The 18,415-nt window shown below is 68.1% G+C and carries 18 protein-coding genes, 1 tRNA gene and 1 pseudogene; 17 read left to right on the top strand and 3 right to left on the bottom strand.

From position 1 onward, the window contains the following. The first annotated feature begins 163 nt into the window (after window positions 1-163). From BVI061214_RS01300 to BVI061214_RS01240, 13 genes are all read left to right on the top strand, one after another. A complete protein-coding gene (locus BVI061214_RS01300) occupies window positions 164-1,912 on the top strand; it encodes an ABC transporter substrate-binding protein (RefSeq protein WP_053766982.1) in 1,749 nt (582 codons plus the stop codon). 51 nt (window positions 1,913-1,963) lie between these two features. Next, window positions 1,964-2,947, top strand: coding sequence for an ABC transporter permease (locus tag BVI061214_RS01295; protein ID WP_003045215.1), 984 nt, complete (start codon window positions 1,964-1,966; stop codon window positions 2,945-2,947). A gap of 34 nt (window positions 2,948-2,981) precedes the next feature. Further along, window positions 2,982-4,310: an ABC transporter permease gene (locus tag BVI061214_RS01290; RefSeq protein WP_428843221.1), complete on the top strand. Its 1,329-nt coding sequence runs from the start codon at window positions 2,982-2,984 to the stop codon at window positions 4,308-4,310. Window positions 4,311-4,382: 72 nt separating this feature from the next. Further along, a complete protein-coding gene (locus BVI061214_RS01285) occupies window positions 4,383-5,402 on the top strand; it encodes an ABC transporter ATP-binding protein (protein WP_053766980.1) in 1,020 nt (339 codons plus the stop codon). Next, a complete protein-coding gene (locus BVI061214_RS01280) occupies window positions 5,399-6,382 on the top strand; it encodes an ABC transporter ATP-binding protein (RefSeq protein WP_053766979.1) in 984 nt (327 codons plus the stop codon). Before BVI061214_RS01285 ends, BVI061214_RS01280 begins: the two co-directional genes overlap by 4 nt. A gap of 59 nt (window positions 6,383-6,441) precedes the next feature. Then, window positions 6,442-7,068: an acetoin utilization AcuB family protein gene (locus tag BVI061214_RS01275; RefSeq protein ID WP_053766978.1), complete on the top strand. Its 627-nt coding sequence runs from the start codon at window positions 6,442-6,444 to the stop codon at window positions 7,066-7,068. Beyond that, window positions 7,062-8,189: an acetoin utilization protein AcuC gene (locus BVI061214_RS01270; RefSeq protein ID WP_053766977.1), complete on the top strand. Its 1,128-nt coding sequence runs from the start codon at window positions 7,062-7,064 to the stop codon at window positions 8,187-8,189. Before BVI061214_RS01275 ends, BVI061214_RS01270 begins: the two co-directional genes overlap by 7 nt. Window positions 8,190-8,193: 4 nt before the next feature. Beyond that, complete coding sequence (gene ttuB, locus BVI061214_RS01265; protein WP_003045202.1) at window positions 8,194-8,391, top strand: sulfur carrier protein TtuB; 198 nt, start codon at window positions 8,194-8,196, stop codon at window positions 8,389-8,391. Then, window positions 8,392-9,357, top strand: coding sequence for a tRNA-5-methyluridine(54) 2-sulfurtransferase (ttuA, locus tag BVI061214_RS01260; protein WP_053766976.1), 966 nt, complete (start codon window positions 8,392-8,394; stop codon window positions 9,355-9,357). Continuing rightward, complete coding sequence (locus BVI061214_RS01255; RefSeq protein ID WP_053766975.1) at window positions 9,347-9,571, top strand: DUF1653 domain-containing protein; 225 nt, start codon at window positions 9,347-9,349, stop codon at window positions 9,569-9,571. Before ttuA ends, BVI061214_RS01255 begins: the two co-directional genes overlap by 11 nt. A 143-nt stretch (window positions 9,572-9,714) precedes the next feature. Next, the gene (locus tag BVI061214_RS01250; RefSeq protein WP_053766974.1) at window positions 9,715-11,301 is read left to right on the top strand and encodes an alpha-amylase family glycosyl hydrolase; all 1,587 of its coding nucleotides are present in this window, start codon (window positions 9,715-9,717) and stop codon (window positions 11,299-11,301) included. A gap of 5 nt (window positions 11,302-11,306) precedes the next feature. Then, entirely contained in the window at window positions 11,307-11,945 is a 639-nt protein-coding gene (locus BVI061214_RS01245; RefSeq protein ID WP_053766973.1) for a class I SAM-dependent methyltransferase, read from the top strand. Continuing rightward, window positions 11,936-12,685 carry a class I SAM-dependent methyltransferase gene (locus tag BVI061214_RS01240; RefSeq protein ID WP_053766972.1) on the top strand — a complete coding sequence of 250 codons (750 nt, stop codon included), beginning with the start codon at window positions 11,936-11,938 and terminating at the stop codon, window positions 12,683-12,685. The genes BVI061214_RS01245 and BVI061214_RS01240 overlap by 10 nt, the downstream gene beginning before the upstream one ends. Before the next feature lie 20 nt (window positions 12,686-12,705). On the opposite strand, the gene BVI061214_RS01235 is transcribed toward BVI061214_RS01240, so the two are convergent. Next, a tRNA-Leu gene (locus BVI061214_RS01235) sits at window positions 12,706-12,792 on the bottom strand. Continuing rightward, window positions 12,771-14,102 carry an apolipoprotein N-acyltransferase gene (gene lnt, locus BVI061214_RS12335; protein WP_082333101.1) on the bottom strand — a complete coding sequence of 444 codons (1,332 nt, stop codon included), beginning with the start codon at window positions 14,100-14,102 and terminating at the stop codon, window positions 12,771-12,773. Before lnt ends, BVI061214_RS01235 begins: the two co-directional genes overlap by 22 nt. 68 nt (window positions 14,103-14,170) lie before the next feature. Here lnt and BVI061214_RS13600 point away from each other — a divergent pair. Then, window positions 14,171-14,689 (top strand): annotated as a pseudogene (locus BVI061214_RS13600) (metallophosphoesterase family protein); the annotation flags it as partial. A 6-nt stretch (window positions 14,690-14,695) separates the two neighbouring features. Here BVI061214_RS13600 and queG read toward each other — a convergent pair. Continuing rightward, window positions 14,696-15,889, bottom strand: a complete 1,194-nt coding sequence (gene queG / locus BVI061214_RS01225) for a tRNA epoxyqueuosine(34) reductase QueG (RefSeq protein WP_053768548.1) — start codon at window positions 15,887-15,889, stop codon at window positions 14,696-14,698. Window positions 15,890-15,999: 110 nt separating this feature from the next. On the opposite strand from queG, the gene BVI061214_RS01220 reads away from it, so the two are divergent. Genes BVI061214_RS01220 through thrC form a run of 3 tightly spaced genes read left to right on the top strand, consistent with a single transcriptional unit; the run spans window position 16,000 to window position 18,359 of the window. Then, window positions 16,000-16,998, top strand: coding sequence for a homoserine dehydrogenase (locus tag BVI061214_RS01220; RefSeq protein WP_053766970.1), 999 nt, complete (start codon window positions 16,000-16,002; stop codon window positions 16,996-16,998). Between the two features lie 4 nt (window positions 16,999-17,002). Continuing rightward, complete coding sequence (locus BVI061214_RS01215; RefSeq protein ID WP_248841699.1) at window positions 17,003-17,272, top strand: Uma2 family endonuclease; 270 nt, start codon at window positions 17,003-17,005, stop codon at window positions 17,270-17,272. Window positions 17,273-17,303: 31 nt separating this feature from the next. Continuing rightward, the gene (gene thrC, locus BVI061214_RS01210; protein WP_053766969.1) at window positions 17,304-18,359 is read left to right on the top strand and encodes a threonine synthase; all 1,056 of its coding nucleotides are present in this window, start codon (window positions 17,304-17,306) and stop codon (window positions 18,357-18,359) included. Window positions 18,360-18,415 lie beyond the last annotated feature (56 nt).

The raw sequence follows: 18,415 nt of genomic DNA, 5'->3' as shown, positions 1-18,415 counted from the left end.
CTGACAGGCGGGGTTCATTGGGGGGAAGGGGGCCCCAAAGCGGGCTTCCCGCAGGGTCATGCTCCTGCTTTACCCCAAAGGCCGCATACCGGTCCAGTCTGCTTGACGGCCCCCTGGCGGGGCGGGTATCCTTACCCCCGTAAGACCTTTGGAGGAGGTTGGAATGAGAAAAGCTTTGGTTCTGATCGGCCTTTTGGCCCTGGCGGGCGCCGCCAGCGCCCAGACCTTCGTCTGGCCCCAGAAGTGGACGGTGGCCAAGCCCCAGGAGGCCAAGCGCGGGGGCACCCTGCGGGCGGCGGTGATCTCCGACTACCGCACCTTCAACCCCTTCATCACCGCCGAGTCCGGCAACGTGCCCAGCATCATCTCGGGGAACAGGGGCCTGGTGACCCGCGACCCCACCACCGGCGACTGGATCCCCTACATGGCGGAGTCCTGGACCATTAGCCCCAACAAGCTGGAGATCACCTTCAAGATCCGCAAGGGGATGAAGTGGTCCGACGGCCGGCCCATCACCGCCGACGACTGGATCACCACCTGGCGCATCCACACCGACAAGGCGGTGGGCTCCAACAGCTACGACTCCTTCTTCATTGACGGCAAGCCCATCGTCCTTAGGAAGATAGACGACTACACCATCCGCTTCATCTACCCCAAGACGGACGCTGAGGCCTTCAGCGTGGCCAGCTTTGCGCCCTGGCCCGCCCACGTCTTCGGCCCCGTCTACCAGAGGGAGGGGGCGGAGGGCATCAAGAAGATGTGGACCCTGAGCGAGGACCCCGCCAAGATCGTCTCCGGCGGGCCCTGGCTCATTGAGAGCTACCGCCCCGGGGAGCGCTTGGTCCTGAAGCGGAACCCCGCCTTCGGCGAGTGGAACAAGGACGAGGCGGGCAACCCCCTGCCCTACCTGGACCGCTACGAGATCAAGATCGTCAAGGACACCAACGCCCAGCTGGCCGAGTTCCTGGCGGGGAACATTGACATCTTCAACCCCGCCACCGTGGACCACATCTCCCAGGTCCGCCAGGCCATCCAGGCGGGCCGCCTGGACGCCACCATCAAGGTGAACGCCTCCCCCGTGGCCTCCAGCCAGTTCATGGTCTTCAACTGGAACAAGGCCTCGGACCCCTTCAAGCAGAGCCTCTTCCGCTCGGACAAGTTCCGCCGGGCCATGAGTCACGTGGTGAACCGCCAGGCGGTCATTGACATCGTCTACGGGGGCCTGGGCACCCCCATGTACACCAGCGTCTACCCCGTGCTCACCCAGTGGATCAACCCCAAGGTGCCCAAGTACGAGTACGACCTGAACCAGGCGGCCAAGCTCCTCGCTGAGCTTGGCTTCACCAGGAAGGACCGGGAGGGCTTCCTGGTGGACAGCAAGGGCCGCCGCTTGGAGTTCAACCTGGCCACCAACGCCGGCAACGTCCAGCGGGAGCAGATCGCCAAGCTCATCGTGGACGAGGCCAAGAAGGTGGGGGTCAAGGTCAACTTCCAGGCCATTGACTTCAACACCCTGGTGGGCCAGCTCCTCTCCTCCGGCCCCGACCGGCCCTTTGACGCCATCATCATCGGCCTCTCCGGCGGCGGTCTGGACTGGCCTTTCGGCTCTAACGTGGTGCCCTGCAAGGGCAACCTCCACATGTGGAACAAGTCCGGTCAGTGCCTGGACCCCCGGGAGACCCAGCTGGACGCCCTCTACTCCCGCGGCCGCACGGAGCTGGACTTCCAGAAGCGGCGGGAGATCGGCTTCCGCATGCAGGAGATTGAGGCAAGCCTCCTCCCCGTCATCTACATCGCCGGGCCCAACTACCACCCCGCCTGGAACAACCGCCTGGGCGGCGAGCACCCCGATGCCATCATCTCCAGCATCTGGGGCCAGCGGGAGCTGGAGCTGACCTTCATCAAGAAGTGAGCTAGACAGGGTGCGCCCTGGGGCCCGGGCCCCGGGGCGCCTTACACCGCCATGACCACATACATCCTCCGCCGCATCCTCTACCTGATCCCCACCTTCTTCGGGGCCACCTTTTTGGCCTTCCTCATCATCCAGATGGCCCCGGGAGACTACCTGACCCAGCTGGAGCTGGACCCCAAGGTCACGCCGGAGACCATCGCCCGCCTCCGGTCCCAGTTCGGCCTGGACCGGCCTGTCTACGAGCAGTACCTCCTCTGGATGAACAACCTCTTCCACCTGAACCTGGGCTACTCCTTTGCCTACCAGGCCCCTGTGCTGGAGGTCATCTGGCCCCGGGTGGTGAACTCCATGGTGATCGTCATCCCCTCCACCATCCTCCTCTACCTGGTGGCCATCCCCATCGGCGTCTACGGGGCGGTGCGCCAGTACTCCCTGGGGGACCGGATCCTCTCCTTCCTGGCCTACGTGGGCCTTTCCGTCCCCAGCTTCTTTCTGGCCCTCATCGCCATCTACGTCCTGTTGCAGATCAAGTTCAAGACGGGAGTCCTCATCTTCCCGGTCTCGGGGATGACCTCTAGCGGCTTTGAGCAGCTTCCTCCCCTCAAGCAGTGGCTGGACATCGCCTGGCACGCGGTGGTGCCCATTCTGGTGGCCACGGCCAACGACATCGCCGGCCTTTCCCGCCTCATGCGGGGCCAGATGCTGGAGGTCTTAGGGCAGGACTACATCCGCACCGCCCGGGCCAAGGGCCTCGCTGAGCGGGTGGTCCTCTACAAGCACGCCTTCCGCAACGCCGTCATCCCCTTCGTGGCCACGCTGGGGGGCCTTCTTCCCAGCCTCATCTCCGGGGCGGGCTTCGTGGAGGTGGTCATGGCCTGGCCGGGCATCACCCCCTTCTTCCTGGACGCCATCGCCAACCAGGACCTCTACGTGATCGCCGGCTTTCTCACCGTGAGCCTGGTCCTCCTCATGATCGGCAACCTGATTTCCGACCTGCTTCTGGCCTGGGTGGACCCCAGGATCCGCTACGAGTAGGGGGTGGCCTGTGGAACGAACCTCCACTTCCCAGTTGGCCGTCGCCCTGCGCCAGTTCCGCAAGCACCGCCTGGCGGTCTGGGGCGGGCGCATCCTCCTGGTCCTCTACCTGATGGCCGCCTTCGCCGGCTTCTTTAGCCCCTACGACCCCAACTACTACGAGCTTTACCCCCCCAAGGGCCACCACCCGCCCACCCGCATCCACTTCGTGGACCCGGAGACGGGAAGGCTTACTCGCCCCTTCGTCTACGCCACCAAGCGGAGTATTGACCCTGTCACCCTGCAGCCCCGCTACGAGGAGGACCCCAGCCAGGGGAAGTTTTACATCCGCTTTTTCGTGCGCACCCCAGAGCAGCCCTACACCATCTTCCGGGTCTTCCGCTCCGACCTCCGCCTCTTCGGCGTGGACTCCCCGGGGCGCATTTTCCTCATGGGCACCGACAACTTCGGCCGGGACCTCTTCAGCCGGGTGGTCTATGGGGGGCAGGTCTCCCTCACCATCGGCATCCTCTCGGCCCTGGTCTCCTTCGCCCTGGGCCTCCTCCTTGGGGGCATCGCCGGGTACTTCTCGGGGAGGCCCTTCCGGCTCTCCCTGCCCCCTTCCGCCTGGCGGGGGGTGGGGCTTCTCCTGGGGCCTTTGAGCCTCCTCCTCTGGCTGGGGGTGGCCGCCGCGGCCCTCTTCCTCGCCTTCTCCTTCACCCGCTTAAGCCCCGGCAAGGACCTCTTCTCCTTGGGGATAGACGCCCTGGTGGTTCTCCTGGGGGTTCTGGCGGCGGGGGCCATCCTCTATAGGCTTTTCCGGGAGCCCATCCGCCTGGACCCCGACGACCTCATCATGCGCACCGTGGAGATCATCGCCGCCATCCCCTCCCTCTTCCTCCTCATCTCCTTGCGAGCGGTCTTCCCCACCAACATAGACCCCCTCCTCACCTTCTACCTGGTGGTGGGGCTTTTGGGCTTCATCGGCTGGGGAGGGCTCGCCCGGGTGGTGCGGGGCATCGTGCTTTCGGTCAGGGAGATGGACTACGTGCAGGCGGCCAGGGCCCTGGGGGCTTCCGACGGGCGCATCATCGCCCGCCACGTCTTGCCCGCCACCGCCAGCTACGTGATCGTGAGCCTTTCCCTCACCATCCCGGGGTTTATCCTGGGGGAGAGCGGGCTTTCCTTCCTGGGGCTTGGGGTCACGGAGCCCTATACCAGCTGGGGCCTTCTCCTGCAGGCGGCCCAGCAGGGGGGGTTCGCTTCCTTCACCGACCGCCCCTGGGTCCTGTGGCCGGGGTTCTTCATCTTCCTCTCTGTGCTCTCCTGGAACTTCCTGGGGGACGGCCTGCGGGACGCGCTGGACCCCAGGCGGAGGCAGTAGGCCCTTCTCTTTTGGCCGGGTATGGCGTATAACGGATGAGGTGTTTTCGGGGCGGTGCCCGAAGGAGTTAGCATGGACGAGAAGCGGCTGTTGGAGGTGAGAGACCTCAAGGTCCACTTCTTCACCGACGACGGGGTGGTGAAGGCGGTGGACGGGGTGTCCTTCCACGTGGACAAAGGGGAGACCCTGGCGGTGGTGGGGGAGTCGGGCTCTGGGAAGAGCGTGACCTCCCTGGCCATCATGCGGCTCATCCCCACGCCCCCTGGGCGGATCGTGGGTGGGGAGATTCTTTTCAGGGGCAAGGACGGCCAGGTGAAGGACCTGACCAAGCTCCCGGAGGCGGAGATGCGCCGGATCCGGGGCAACGACATCGCCATGATCTTCCAGGAGCCCATGACCTCTCTGAACCCGGTGTACACGGTGGGGGACCAGATCGCCGAGGCCATCATGCTCCACCAGGGGAAGAGCCGGAAGGAGGCCATGGAGCTGGCGGCCCACATGCTGGAGCTGGTGGGGATTCCCGAGCCCAAGAAGCGGCTTGCCAACTACCCCCACCAGATGTCCGGGGGGATGCGGCAGCGGGTGATGATCGCCATGGCCCTTTCCTGCAACCCCTCCCTGCTCATCGCCGACGAGCCCACCACGGCCTTGGACGTGACCATCCAGGCCCAGATCCTGGAGCTGATGAAGAAGCTCCAGGAGGAGATCGGCATGAGCATCCTCTTCATCACCCACAACCTGGGGGTGGTGGCGGAAATGGCGGACCGGGTGGTGGTGATGTACGCGGGGCGGGCGGTGGAGCAGGCGGACGTGGTGCCCCTCTTCAAGGAGCCGCTGCACCCTTACACCCGAGGGCTTTTGCACTCCGTGCCCAGGCTGGACCTGGCGGCGGAGCATAAGGAGCGTTTGGAGGCCATCCCCGGCAACGTGCCCAACCCCCTCTACCTGCCTCCCGGGTGCGCCTTCCACCCCCGGTGCAAGCACTACGTGGAAGGCCTCTGCGACCGGGAGGTGCCGCCTTTGGAGGACACCGGGGACGGGCGCCAGGTCCGGTGCGTGCGCTGGCGGGATATCCGGGAGGTTAGGGCATGAAGGGCGACGGCGTTCTCCTGGAGGTCCAGGACCTCAAAAAGCACTTCCCCATCCGGGGCGGGGTCCTCTCCCGGGTTGTGGCCAGCGTCAAGGCGGTGGACGGGGTCTCCTTCGCCATAAAAAAGGGGGAGGTCCTGGGGCTGGTGGGGGAGTCGGGAAGCGGCAAGACCACGGTGGGCCGCACCCTTCTGCGCCTCATTGAGCCCACTGGGGGCCGCGTCCTCTTTGACGGCCAGGACATCACCGAGCTGCCCAGGAACCAGCTCCGCCCCTACCGGCGCCGGATGCAGATCATCTTCCAGGATCCCTTCAGCTCCCTGAACCCCCGGATGACCGTGGGGGACATCATCGCCGAGCCCCTCATCATCCACGGCATCGGCAAGACGCCCCAGGAGCGCACGGAGAGGGTGGCGGAGCTCCTCAAGCTGGTGGGGCTTTCCCCCGACCACATGCGCCGCTACCCCCACGAGTTCTCGGGGGGACAGCGCCAGCGCATCGGCATCGCCCGGGCCTTGGCGGTGGCCCCGGACTTCATCGTGGCCGACGAGCCCGTTTCCGCCCTGGACGTCTCCATCCAGGCCCAGGTGGTGAACCTTCTGCAGGACCTGAAGGAGGAGCTGGGTCTCACCATGCTCTTCATCGCCCACGACCTGGCGGTGGTGGAGTACATCTCCGACCGGGTGGCGGTGATGTACCTGGGGAAGGTGATGGAGATCGCCTCCTCCCGGGAGCTTTACCGGAACCCCAAGCACCCCTACACCGAGGCCCTGCTCTCCGCCGTGCCCATCCCCGACCCCACAGTGAAGCGGGAGCGCATCGTCCTCCAGGGGGACATCCCTTCCCCCATCAACCCGCCTTCGGGGTGCGTCTTCCGCACCCGCTGCCGCTACGCCCTGCCCGAGTGCGCCCAGGTGGTGCCTGAGCTCAAGGAGGTGGCTCCCGGCCACTACAAGGCCTGCATCCGGGACGACATCCTCTAGGGGTTCAAGACCTCTAGCCCAAGGGGCTTCGGCCTTCCCCTTGGGCGTATACTGCTTTCATGCTGGTCAAGGACGTGATGAAGAGCCCGGTCCTCAGCGTGGGGCCGGAGACGACCCTCGAGGAGGCCTACCGCCTCCTCCTAGAAAAGGGCATCCGCCACCTTCCCGTGGTCAAGGACGGAAAGCTTTGGGGCATCGTCACCGACCGGGACATCCGCCTGGCCACCAGCCACCTGAACCCCAAGGGCCCATGCCCCGGGTGTACCCAGGTGGGGGAGGTCATGACCAAGGAGGTGGTGACCGCCCACCCCCTGGACCCCGTGGAGGAGGCGGCCTTCGTCATGCGCCACCGGAAGATCGGCTGCCTGCCCGTTTTGGAGGACGGGGAACTGGTGGGCATCGTCACCGGCATTGACCTCCTGGACGCCCTCCTGAGGCTTACCGGGGTCACGGAGCCCTCGGGGCGGCTGGAGGTGCGCCTGCCCGACAGGGTGGGGGAGCTCGCCCGCCTCACGGGCTTTCTGGCGGGGCGGGGGGTCAACATCCACTCCCTTCTCTCCTATCCCGAGGAGGGGGAGTATGTGCGGGCCGTGGTGCGGGTCAACACCCTGGAGACCCACCTCCTGGCCCAGGGCCTTCGGGAAGCGGGCTTTGAGGTCCTCTGGCCCCCCAAAAAGCCATGGTGATCTACCGGGACGAGTACCGCCTCTACAACTTCGGCCCCCAGCACCCCTTCAGCCCGGTGCGCCTGGAGATGCTGGTCTCCCTCCTCCAGGCCCTAGGGGTGTGGCGGGAGCCCCTATCTCCCCCTGAGGCCACCCGGGAGGAGGTCCTCTCCGTCCACTCGGAAAGGCTGGTGAAGCGGGTGGAGGCGGCGAGCCGCGGCGAAAGGGTGCCCGATCTAGAGCACTACGGCCTGGGCACGGGGGACACCCCGGTCTTCCCGGGCATGGACCGGGCGGCCCGGGTCCTGGTGGGGGGGACCCTCGAGGGGGCCAGGCGGATCCTCTTGGGGGAAAGGCGGGTCTTGCAGCTGGGAGGCGGCCTCCACCACGCCCAGTACGACCGGGCCTCGGGGTTTTGCGTTTACAACGACCTTTCCGTGGCCATCCGCTACCTCACCCGAGCCGGGCTTAAGGTGGCCTACCTGGACATAGACGTCCACCACGGGGACGGGGTCCAGTGGATCCACTACGAGGAGAAGGAGGTCCTCACCCTAAGCCTTCACGAGTCGGGCCGCTACCTCTTCCCCGGGACCGGCCACGTCCACGAGATCGGCCGGGGGGAGGGGACGGGGCGGAAGCTCAACCTGCCCCTGGAGCCATTTACCGAGGACGAGAGCTACCTGGAGGTCTTTGAGGCCCTTGTGCCTTGGGCCCTGAAGGCCTTCCGCCCCGACGTCCTGGTGGTGCAGGCGGGGGCCGACGCCCACTTCCTGGACCCCTTGGCCGACCTCCTCCTCACCACCCGGGCTTACGAGCGCCTCTTCCGCCTGATCCTGGAATACGCCGAGGCCTTCACCGGGGGCCGGGTTCTCTTCACCCTGGGGGGCGGGTACAGCCTGGACGCGGCGGTGAGGGTCTGGGCCATTCTTTACCACGTCTTCCACGGCCTTCCCCTGCCCGAAAGGCTTCCCGAGAGCTGGCTTAAGGCCTGGGAGGGCTGTTTGGGCGGGGCGCTCACCCCCACCCTTCACGACCCCGAAGGGGGCTACCCCGAGATCCCCAGGAAGCCGGAGATAGAGAAGCGGAACCGCCTCACCCTGGAGAGACTCACGGAGCTGGTCTCCCCCTACCTGCTACACTAGCGGGGTGAGGGTCATTCTGCGCCTGCCGGAGCGCAAAGAGGTGGAGGTGCGGGGGGATAGGCCCCTCAAGGAGGTCCTGGAGGAGCTGGGCCTCAACCCCGAGACCGTGGTGGCCGTGCGGGGAGAAGAGCTCCTCACCCCGGACGAAAGGGTGGGGGAGGGGGAGACCATAGAGGTCCTCTCCGCCATCTCGGGAGGGTAGATGGTCTGTAAGGTCTGCCGCGGTAAGGCCCAGGTGGAGGTGAAGAGCAGGGGCTTCGCCCTCTGCAAGGAGCACTACCTGGAGTGGTTCGTCAAGGAGACGGAGAGGACCATCCGCCGCCACCAGATGCTTCACCCTGGGGAGCGGGTCCTGGTGGCCGTCTCCGGCGGAAAGGACTCCTTGGCCCTTTGGGACGTCCTCCACCGCCTGGGCTACGAGGCCGTGGGCCTGCACCTGGAGCTGGGCATCGGGGCGTACTCCAGGAGGAGCCTCGAGGTCACCCAGGCCTTCGCCAAGGAGCGGGGCCTTCCCCTTCTGGTGGTGGACCTGAAGGAGGCCTATGGCTTCGGCATGCCGGAGCTGGCCGAGCTTTCCGGGCGGGTGGCCTGCTCCGCCTGCGGGCTTTCCAAGCGCTACATCATCAACCAGGTGGCGGTGGAGGAGGGCTTTAGGGTGGTGGCTACGGGCCACAACCTGGACGATGAGGCCGCCGTCCTCTTCGGCAACCTCCTGAACCCTCAGGAGGACGCCCTCGTCCGCCAGGGGCCAGTCTTGCCGGAGAAGCCGGGCCTCGCCGCCCGGGTCAAGCCCTTTTACCGCTTCAGCGAGCGGGAGGTCCTCTCCTATACCCTGCTTCGGGGCATCCGCTACCTCCACGAGGAGTGCCCCAACGCCAAGGGGGCCAAGAGCCTCCTTTACAAGGAGGCCCTGAACCTGGTGGAGAAGGAAATGCCCGGGGCCAAGCTCCGCTTCTTGGAAGGGTTTTTGGAGAAGATCCAACCCCGCCTGAAGGCCGAAGAGGAGGTGGCCCTGAGGGAGTGCGAACGGTGCGGCTACCCCACCACGGGGGCGGTCTGCTCCTTCTGCCGCATGTGGGAGAGCGTCTACCGGCGGGCCAAGAGGCGCCACCTCCTGCCCGAGGAGGCCCAGTTCCAGCCCAGGGTGGAGCCCGTCCGTGTCGGTTAGGCCGGGGATCTACCGCCACTACAAGGGAGGGCTTTACCGGGTGCTCTTCCTGGCCCGCCACTCGGAAACGGAGGAGGCCATGGTGGTCTACCAAGCTCTCTACGGGGAAAGGGGGTACTGGGTGCGCCCTTTGGGCCACTTCCTGGAGAAGGTGCGGGTGGAGGGCCAGGAGGTTCCCCGGTTTGAGTTGGTGGAAGAGGTCGGAGAAGGGTAATACCACCCCGTGCTGGCTTGCGCCCCGGCAAAAGGTTTTTGGGGAAGTTACCAGGCATGGTGGGCCGGAAAAAGGGTATAAAAGCAGGGGCTAGGGGTGTGGAAGGCTTTCCAGATGGCCGGCCCCTGGGGTAGACTCGGGCCATGTGGTGGAAAGAGGCGGTCATCTACCAGATCTACCCCCGGAGCTTCCAGGACACCAACGGGGACGGCATCGGGGACCTCCCCGGCGTGCGGCGGCGGCTTCCCTACCTGAAGAACCTGGGCGTGGACGCCATCTGGCTTTCCCCCTTCTATAAAAGCCCCATGAAGGACTTCGGCTACGACGTGGCCGACTATACCGAGGTGGACCCCATCTTCGGCACCCTCGAGGACTTCAAGGCCCTCCTGGCCGAGGCCCACGCCCTGGGGCTTCGGGTCCTCATAGACCTGGTCCCCAACCACACCTCAGACCAGCACCCTTGGTTTTTGGAGTCCCGCTCCTCCCGGGATAACCCCAAGCGGAACTGGTACGTCTGGGCGGACCCGGGGCCCGATGGTGGTCCCCCCAACAACTGGCAGAGCTTCTTCGGCGGTCCCGCCTGGACCCTAGACGAGAAGACCGGCCAGTACTACCTCCACCAGTTCCTCCCCGAGCAGCCCGACCTCAACTGGCGCAACCCCGAGGTGCGGGAGGCCATCTACGAGGTGATGCGCTTCTGGCTCCGGCTGGGGGTGGACGGCTTCCGGGTAGATGTCCTCTGGCTTCTCGCCGAGGACCTCCTCCTCCGGGACGAGCCCGGCAACCCCGACTGGCGGCCCGGGATGTGGGACCGGGGGCGGCACCTGCACCTCTTCACCGAGGACCAGCCGGAGACCTACGCCTACGTGCGGGAGATGCGCTACGTCCTGGACCAGTTCTCCGAGCCCGGGCGGGAGCGGGTCATGGTGGGGGAGATCTACCTGCCCTTCCCCCAGCTGGTGCGCTACTACCAGGCGGGGTGCCACCTGCCCTTCAACTTCCACCTCATCTTCCGCGGGCTTCCCGACTGGCGGCCCGAGAACCTGGCCCGGATCGTGGAGGAGTACGAGAGCCTCCTCACCCCCTGGGACTGGCCCAACTGGGTCCTCGGCAACCACGACCAACCCAGGCTGGCCTCCCGCCTGGGGGAGGCCCAGGCCCGGGTGGCGGCCACCCTCCTCTTCACCCTCCGGGGCACCCCCACCTGGTACTACGGGGACGAGATCGGCATCGTGAACGGGGAGATCCCCTGGGAAAGGGTCCAGGACCCGGCCGCCCTAAGGCAGAAGGGCCGCCTGGGCGAGCACGGCCTGCCCCCGGGCCGCGACCCCGAGCGCACCCCCATGCAGTGGGACGCCTCCCCCTACGCGGGGTTCTCCTCGGTGGAGCCCTGGCTTCCCGTGAACCCCGACTACCCCGAGCGGAACGTGGCCCTCCAGGAGAAGGACCCCCGGTCCATGCTGAGCCTGGTGCGGCGCCTCATCGCCCTGAGGAAGGACCCCGGGCTCCTTTACGGGGCCTACCGCACCTACCAAGCCCGGGGCGGGGTCTACGCCTACCTCCGGGGCGAGGGCTGGCTGGTGGCCCTGAACCTGACGGACAAGGAGAAGGCCCTGGACCTGCCCAAGGGCGGACGGGTGGTCCTCTCCACCCACCTGGACCGGGAGGAGGGGGTGGAGGAGAGGCTTCTCTTGAGACCCGACGAGGGCGTGGTGGTGCGGCTAGACTAGGGGGCGTGGACCCCTTCGCCCCCATCGCCGAGGCCTACGAGGCCTGGTACGAGACCCCCTTGGGGGCCTTCGTCATCGCCGAGGAGGAAAGGGCCCTTCTTCGCCTTCTCCCCCCGGGAGAAAGCCTCCTGGAGGTGGGGGCGGGCACGGGGTACTGGCTCAGGCGCCTCCCCTACCCGAGGAAGGTGGGCCTCGAGCCCTCGGAGGCCATGCGCCGCCTGGGCCAGGCCCGGGCCCCGGAGGCGGTCTGGGTGGCGGGCCGGGGGGAGGATCTGCCCTTTGGCGAAGGGAGCTTTGACCTGGTCCTCCTCTTCACCACGCTGGAGTTCGTGGAGGACGTGGAGAAGACCCTTTCCGAGGCCCGGCGGGTCCTGAGACCAGGAGGGGCCCTTCTTGTGGGCATCCTCGAGGCCCTTTCCCCGTGGGCCGCCCTCTACCGGCGGCTTGGGGAGAAAGGGGTCCTCCCCTGGACCCGGGCCCGCTTCCTCTCCCGGGAGGACCTCCTTGCCCTCCTGGGGCCCCCGGAGGCGGAGGCGGGGGCGGTCCACCTGGCCCCGGAGGCCCCTCCGCCCTTCCTCGAGGCCGAGGCCGCGGGGAGGCGGGCCGGGAACCGCCCCGCCCTATACTTGGGAAGATGGCGGTGAAGGCCCTCTTCGCCCTCTACCCCCTCCTCCAGGGGGACTACAAGGCGGTGGAGAAGGCCCTCCTGGCCCTAGAGGGAAGCGGGCTGGACTACCGGGTCTTTCCCACCCACTCGGAGGTCTCTGGGAAGGAAGAGGAGGTCTTCCAGGCCCTCGAGGCGGCCTTCCTGGCGGCGGCGGAGGAGGGGGGCCTGGTCATGTGGGCCCTCCTCACCAACGCCTGCGAGGCGGGGGACCCCTTCCGCAAGCCCGATCGCCTCCTGCGCTTTCCCCCGCTGGAGATCGCCCAAAAGGCCCTGGAGGGCCTAGAGGCCCGAAGCGCCCTGGACATCGGCACCGGGACCGGGGTCTTCGCCGAGGCCTTCGCCCGGTTGGGCCTCTTCACCGTGGGGGTGGACCCCCGGGCGGACCGCCTGGAGGTGGCCCGGAACCGGGTGAAGGGGGCCCGTTTCGTGGAGGCCAGGGCGGAAAGCCTTCCCTTTCCCGACGGGAGCTTTGACCTGGCCTTCTTCGGCCTCTCCCTCCACCACCTGGAGGCGCCCATGGCCCTCAAGGAGGCGGCCCGGGTGGCCCGGCGGGTGGCCGTCTTGGAGTGGCCCTATCGGGAGGAGGCGGTGGGGCCGCCCCTCGCCAGGAGGTTTTCCCCGGAAAGCCTTAAGGCCCTCTTCCTGGAGGCCCTGGGAAGCCCGCTACGCCTCCTGGAGGAAGAAGGCTACGTCCTCGCCCTCTGGGATAAAACCTAGGCCCCCCGGAGGGGGCCTTCTGGTGCCGGGGGCGGGACTCGAACCCGCACGCCCTTGCGGGCAGCAGATTTTGAGTCTGCCGCGTCTACCGATTCCGCCACCCCGGCAGACGCACCCTAAGGATAAGCCCCAGGAGGAGCAAGGTCAACGCCACCCCCACGGCCCAGTCCCCCAGGCGCACATAAGGGGTCTCGCCGGAGAGGAGGGCGTAGGGGGCCAGGAGGAAGCCCTCCCGGTGCGGGGGGATGGCGGCCACCACCCTCCCGTAAGGGTCTACGCTGGCGGTGATGCCGTCGTTCCCGGCCCTAAGGAGCCAGCGCCCCGTCTCCACCGCCCGGAGGCGGCCCAGGGCGAAGTGCTGCCTTCCCCCGTAGGAGGGGCCGTACCAGGCGTCGTTGGTGAGGAGGATCAGGACCTCCGCCCCGGACCTGGCGAGGCCCCGGGCCACGCCCGGAAAGACGGACTCGTAGCAGATCATGACCCCATAGGGCCCCAAGGGCCTCAGGTCCTTCCCCGGGGTGCGGTCCAGGACCTCCCCCAGGCCCATGGCCCGGAAGAAGAAAGCGTAGACCCCGCCCAGGGCCTCCCGGAAGGGGAAGCGCTCCCCAAAGGGCACCAGCCGGGTCTTGTCGTAGTGGGCCAGGATCCGGCCCTCCTGGTAAAGGACCGCCCGGTTGGGACCGAAGAGGTTGAACCCGGTGAGCAGGGGGCGGCCCTCTAGGACCCCGTCCACCCCCTCGGGGATGCGCCAGACGGCGGTCTCCGGCCAGACCACCAGTTGGGCCTCGGGGTGGGCCTTCAGCCCCTCTTCCGTGAGGCGCAGGTAGACCGCCTCGTCCAGCTCCCCTTGGAACTTGCGCAGGGGGTTGATGTTGCCCTGGACCAGGAGGGCCATCCCCTCGGGCCTGGCCTCGGGCAGGGGAAGGAGCCAGAGGAGGGCCCAGGGGAGGAGGAGGGACCACCGCCCTGCCGAAAAGCCCCAGGCGAAGAGGAGGACCAGGAGGGAGAGGAGGTAGACCCCGCCCCAGGCGGCCAGGAGCCGGCCGGGGGCCTCGAGGAGGGCGTAGCCCAAAAGGCCCCAGGGGAAGGCCAGGTCCCCCTGTTCCGAAAGCCACTCCAGGAGGACCCAGCCTCCCACCCGGGAGAGGGGCGTGGGGGTGAGGGCGAAGAGGAGGCCGAAACTGAGGGCCTTGACGAGGACCAGGGGCAAAAAAGGCACGGCGCCCCAGGGGCCGAAGTTTTGGGCGAAGCTCTGGGGAAGCCAGAGGAGGTGAAGGCTAAAGAAGCCAAGGCCCATCAGGAAGCCTTCCCGGAAACCCCCCCTCAGGAGGAAGGCCAGGACCAGGGGGGCCAGGGGCCCAAAGGGGAAGGGAGGGAGGGTGAGGGCCAGCAAGAGGCCCAGAAGGAGGGGCCGCACCCTTCCACCATACGGGCTTGGCCCCAAGTTTTCACGCCCTTTTGGCGGGGGCGTGGGAGAATGGGGGCGTGCGGCTTGGGGTCATCTCCGACATCCACGCCAACCTCCCGGCCCTGGAGGCCGCTTTGGAGGCCCTCCGGGAGGAAGGGGTGGACGAGGTCCTGGTCCTGGGGGACCTGGTGGGGTACGGTCCCCACCCCAAGCAGGTGATCCACAGGATCTGGAAGGAGGGGCTTCCCGCCATCGCCGGGGCCTGGGACCTGAGGGTGGCCTACCCCCTGCCCGACACCCTGCCTGAGGGGGTGGGCAAGGAGACGTTGGCGTGGACCCGAAGCCAGCTTTCCGAGCGGGAGCTCGCCTACCTCCGCTCCCTGCGCCTTTCCCACCGCAAGGCCTACGGAGAAAGGCGGCTTGTGGGTTTTCACGGCAGGCCCGGGAAGCCCGAGGAGCACCTGGACCTCCTGGGCCCCGCCAAGGACTTTTTGGAGCTTCTTTCCCACTACCGGGCCGACCTCCTCCTTCTGGGGGGACGGCATCTGCCCCTGGCCCGCAGGGTGGGGGCGGGGCTCGTGGCCGACCCGGGGAGCGTGGGCCTAAGCCTCTCCGGGGAGCCCGGGGCCGACGCCCTCATCTTGGACACCGACACCCTCGAGGCCCGCTTCCTCAAGGTCCCCTACGACCTGGGCCCCCTCCTCTTTGACCTGAAGGCCTGGGGCCTCCCCACCGTTTTGGAGAGGGTGTACCGCACCGGCCGCTTCCCCAAGGAGGGCTAGGGCCTCGGCCCGGACCAGGGGGTCGGGGTCCTTCAGGAAGCCCTCCAGGGGCTTCCCCGCCCGGTGGAGGGCGTGGAGGGCGGTGCGCCGCACCAGGGGGTTTGGGTCGCGGGCCGCCTCCGCCATCAGGGCCTCCCCCAGGCCCAGGTTGCTGAGGACGATGAGGGCGTTCCGGGCCATCCGGACCCGGTCCGGGCGGGCGAAAGCCGTCCCCGCGTACTTTTTGGCGAAGGCCCGCCCCGAGAGGCGGAAGAAGTCCAGGAGGTCCGGGTGGGCCAGATGGGGCTCGGGCCTGAGGGCGGGAAAGACCCCGCCGAAGCGGCCCCAGGGGCAGGTGTCCTGGCAGAGGTCGCACCCCAAAAGCCAGTCCCCCATCCTGGGCCAGAGGCCAGGGGGGATGAAGCCCCTTTCCTCAACGGTGAGGTAGCTGATGCAGATGCGGGCGTCCAGGGTGCCGTCTCCCAAGAGGGCCCCGGTGGGGCAGGCCTGGAGGCAGCGGACGCAGCGGCCGCAACGGGAGGGGTGGCGGGGAGGCGCCTCCACCTCCAGGGGGGTGAGGAGCACCCCGATGAAGGCGTGCACCCCGAAGGCCTGGGAGAGGAACATGCTGCTTTTCCCCACCCAGCCCGCCCCGGAGAGGACGGCCAGGGCCCGCTCGGGAAGGGGGCCGTGGTCCACGTAGCCTCGGGCCTCGAGGCCCAGGCTCCGGGCCAGGGCCGCAAGCGCCCCCAGGGCCTCCCCCAGGACCAGGTGGTAGTCCCGGCTCCAGGCGTAGCGGGCTACCCGCCCCACCCTCAGGCCGCCGGGGGGCCTTCCCGGGTCCTCATAGGCGTAGGGGGCGAAGAGGAGGAGGGCGCTTTTGGCCCAGGGAAAGCGCTTCTCTGGCCAGAAGCGCTCCTCAGGCCTCTGGAGGTAGGCCATCCCCCCGTGCCTCCCTGCCTCCAGCCAGGCCCGAAACCGCCTTTCGGCCTCCTCCAGGGGCTTCAGGGGAGCCCAGGCGGGGATGAGGCCCATGGCCTGGGCGGTCTCCTCCAGAAGGTCCTTCACCTCCCCCAGTTTAGGCCTGGGCCCCCTTGGGGCTCCCCTGTGGCAAGGGCCACGGCGGGGTACTTATAATCCCCTCCATGGAGCCCCTGAAGATAGCCCTCCTGGGGGGCGGCACCGTGGGCAGCGCCTTTTACAGCCTGGTCCTGGAGCGGCGGGAGGACCTGGCCGCCATGGGCTTTGTTCCCAGGTTTCTGGGGGTTTTGGTGCGGGACAAGGCCAAGCCCAGGCCCATCCCCGAGGCGCTCCTCCGGACCGAGCCCTTTGACCTCCTGGAGGCCGATGTGGTGGTAGAGGCCATGGGGGGGGTGGAGGCGCCCCTAGGGCTGGTCCTCCCGGCCCTCGAGGCCGGCATCCCCCTCATCACCGCCAACAAGGCCCTCCTGGCCGAGGCCTGGGAGAGGCTCAAGCCCTTCGCCGAAGAGGGCCTCATCTACCACGAGGCCAGCGTCATGGCGGGCACCCCGGCCCTCTCCTTTCTGGAAACCCTTAGGGGAAGCCAGCTCTTGGAGCTCCACGGCATCCTGAACGGCACAACCTTGTACATCCTCCAGGAAATGGAGCAGGGGAGGACCTATGAGGAGGCCCTAAGGGAGGCCCAGCGCCTGGGCTACGCCGAGGCCGACCCCAGCCTGGACGTGAAGGGCATAGACACCGCCCACAAGCTCACCCTCCTGGCCCGCCTCCTCCTGGACCCGGACTTCCCCTTGAGCCAGGTGGAGGCCAGGGGGATTGAGGGCCTCACCCTCGAGGCCCTGAGGGCGGCCGAGGCCCGGGGAGAGAAGGTGCGCCTGGTGGCGAGCCTCTACGGGGAGGGTGGGCGCTGGCGGGCCCGGGTGGCCCCCGTGGCCCTTCCCCAGGATCACCCCCTGGCCCGGGCCCGGGGGAACGCCCTCCTGGCGCGCACGGCGCCCTTGGGGGAGGTCTTGGTCATTGGCCCGGGGGCGGGGGGCGGGGCCACGGCCAGCGGCCTTTTGGCCGACCTTTTCCGCTTCCTCTCCGGGGCTCCCGGGCACCTGCCCGCTTCCCGCAAGAAGGCCCCGCCCTCGGAGGGGGCTCCCTTTCCCGAGGTAGAATGAGGCCATGCCCCTCCTGGAGCTCCTAAGCTCCGTCAGCGATGAGGACCTCCTGGCCCTTTCGCGGCGGAACCCTGGGCTCAAGTTGGAAAGGACGGCGGAAGGGAGGCTTCGCCTGTCCCCCACAGGCGGCGAAAGCGGGCGGGTGCGCGCCGAGGTCCTGGGCCAGCTTTACCGCTGGAACGAGGAGAAGGGCCTGGGTGTGGTCTTTGATGCCACCGGCTTTCGCCTGCCCGACGGGGCGGTCTTTTCCCCGGATGCCGCTTTCGCCCCTTGACCCTTAGGTCCTTATCCCCGAGCATATCCCCATGCGCCTGCCCCTGATTGAGCGCTACCGCGCCTTTCTGCCGGTCTCCCTGAACACCCCGGTGGTCTCCCTTCTGGAGGGCTCCACCCCCCTCATCCCCCTGAAGGGCCCCGAGGAGGCCAAAAGGCGCGGGGTTCAGATCTACGCCAAGTACGAGGGCCTGAACCCCACGGGGAGCTTCAAGGACCGGGGGATGACCCTGGCGGTGTCCAAGGCGCTGGAGGGCGGGGCCAAGGCCGTGGCCTGCGCCAGCACGGGGAACACCGCCGCCTCCGCCGCCGCCTACGCCGCCCGGGCGGGCATGACGGCCATCGTGATCCTCCCCGCCGGGTACGTGGCCCTGGGCAAGGTGGCCCAGAGCCTCATGCACGGGGCCAGGATCGTCCAGGTGGAGGGGAACTTTGACGACGCTTTGCGCCTGACGCGGGAGCTCACGGAGCGCTTCCCCGTGGCCCTGGTGAACTCGGTGAACCCCCACCGCCTCGAGGGCCAGAAGACCCTGGCCTTTGAGGTGGTGGACGAGCTGGGGGACGCGCCCCACTACCACGCCCTTCCCGTGGGCAACGCCGGCAACATCACCGCCCACTGGATGGGCTACAAGGCCTATTTCGCCGCCGGGCGGGCCTCGAGGCTCCCCAGGATGCTGGGCTTCCAGGCGGCGGGGGCCGCACCCCTCGTCCTGGGGCGCCCCGTGGAGAAGCCCGAGACCATCGCCACCGCTATCCGCATCGGCAACCCGGCTAGCTGGGAGGGGGCCATCCGGGCCAAGGAGGAGTCGGGGGGGCTCATTGAGGCCGTCACCGACGAGGAGATTCTGGAGGCCTACCGCTATCTGGCCCGGGAGGAGGGGGTCTTCGTGGAGCCCGCCAGCGCCGCCAGCCTGGCGGGGGTGTGGCGGCTTCTTCGGGAGGGCCGCCTGGAGGAGGGAACGAGGGTGGTCCTCACCCTCACCGGCCACGGCCTCAAGGACCCCGCCACCGCCGAGAAGGTGGCCCAGCTTCCCCCTCCGGTGCCCGCCACCCTCGAGGCGGTGGCCCGGGCCTCGGGCCTTCTGTGACACCACCCCATGCTGGCCCCGGCAAAAGGTTCCTGGGGAAGTTACCAGGTATGGTG

The sequence above is a fragment of the Thermus aquaticus genome, assembly GCF_001280255.1.
GTDB lineage: Bacteria > Deinococcota > Deinococci > Deinococcales > Thermaceae > Thermus > Thermus aquaticus.
This window is presented reverse-complemented; position numbering and strand designations above follow the sequence as displayed.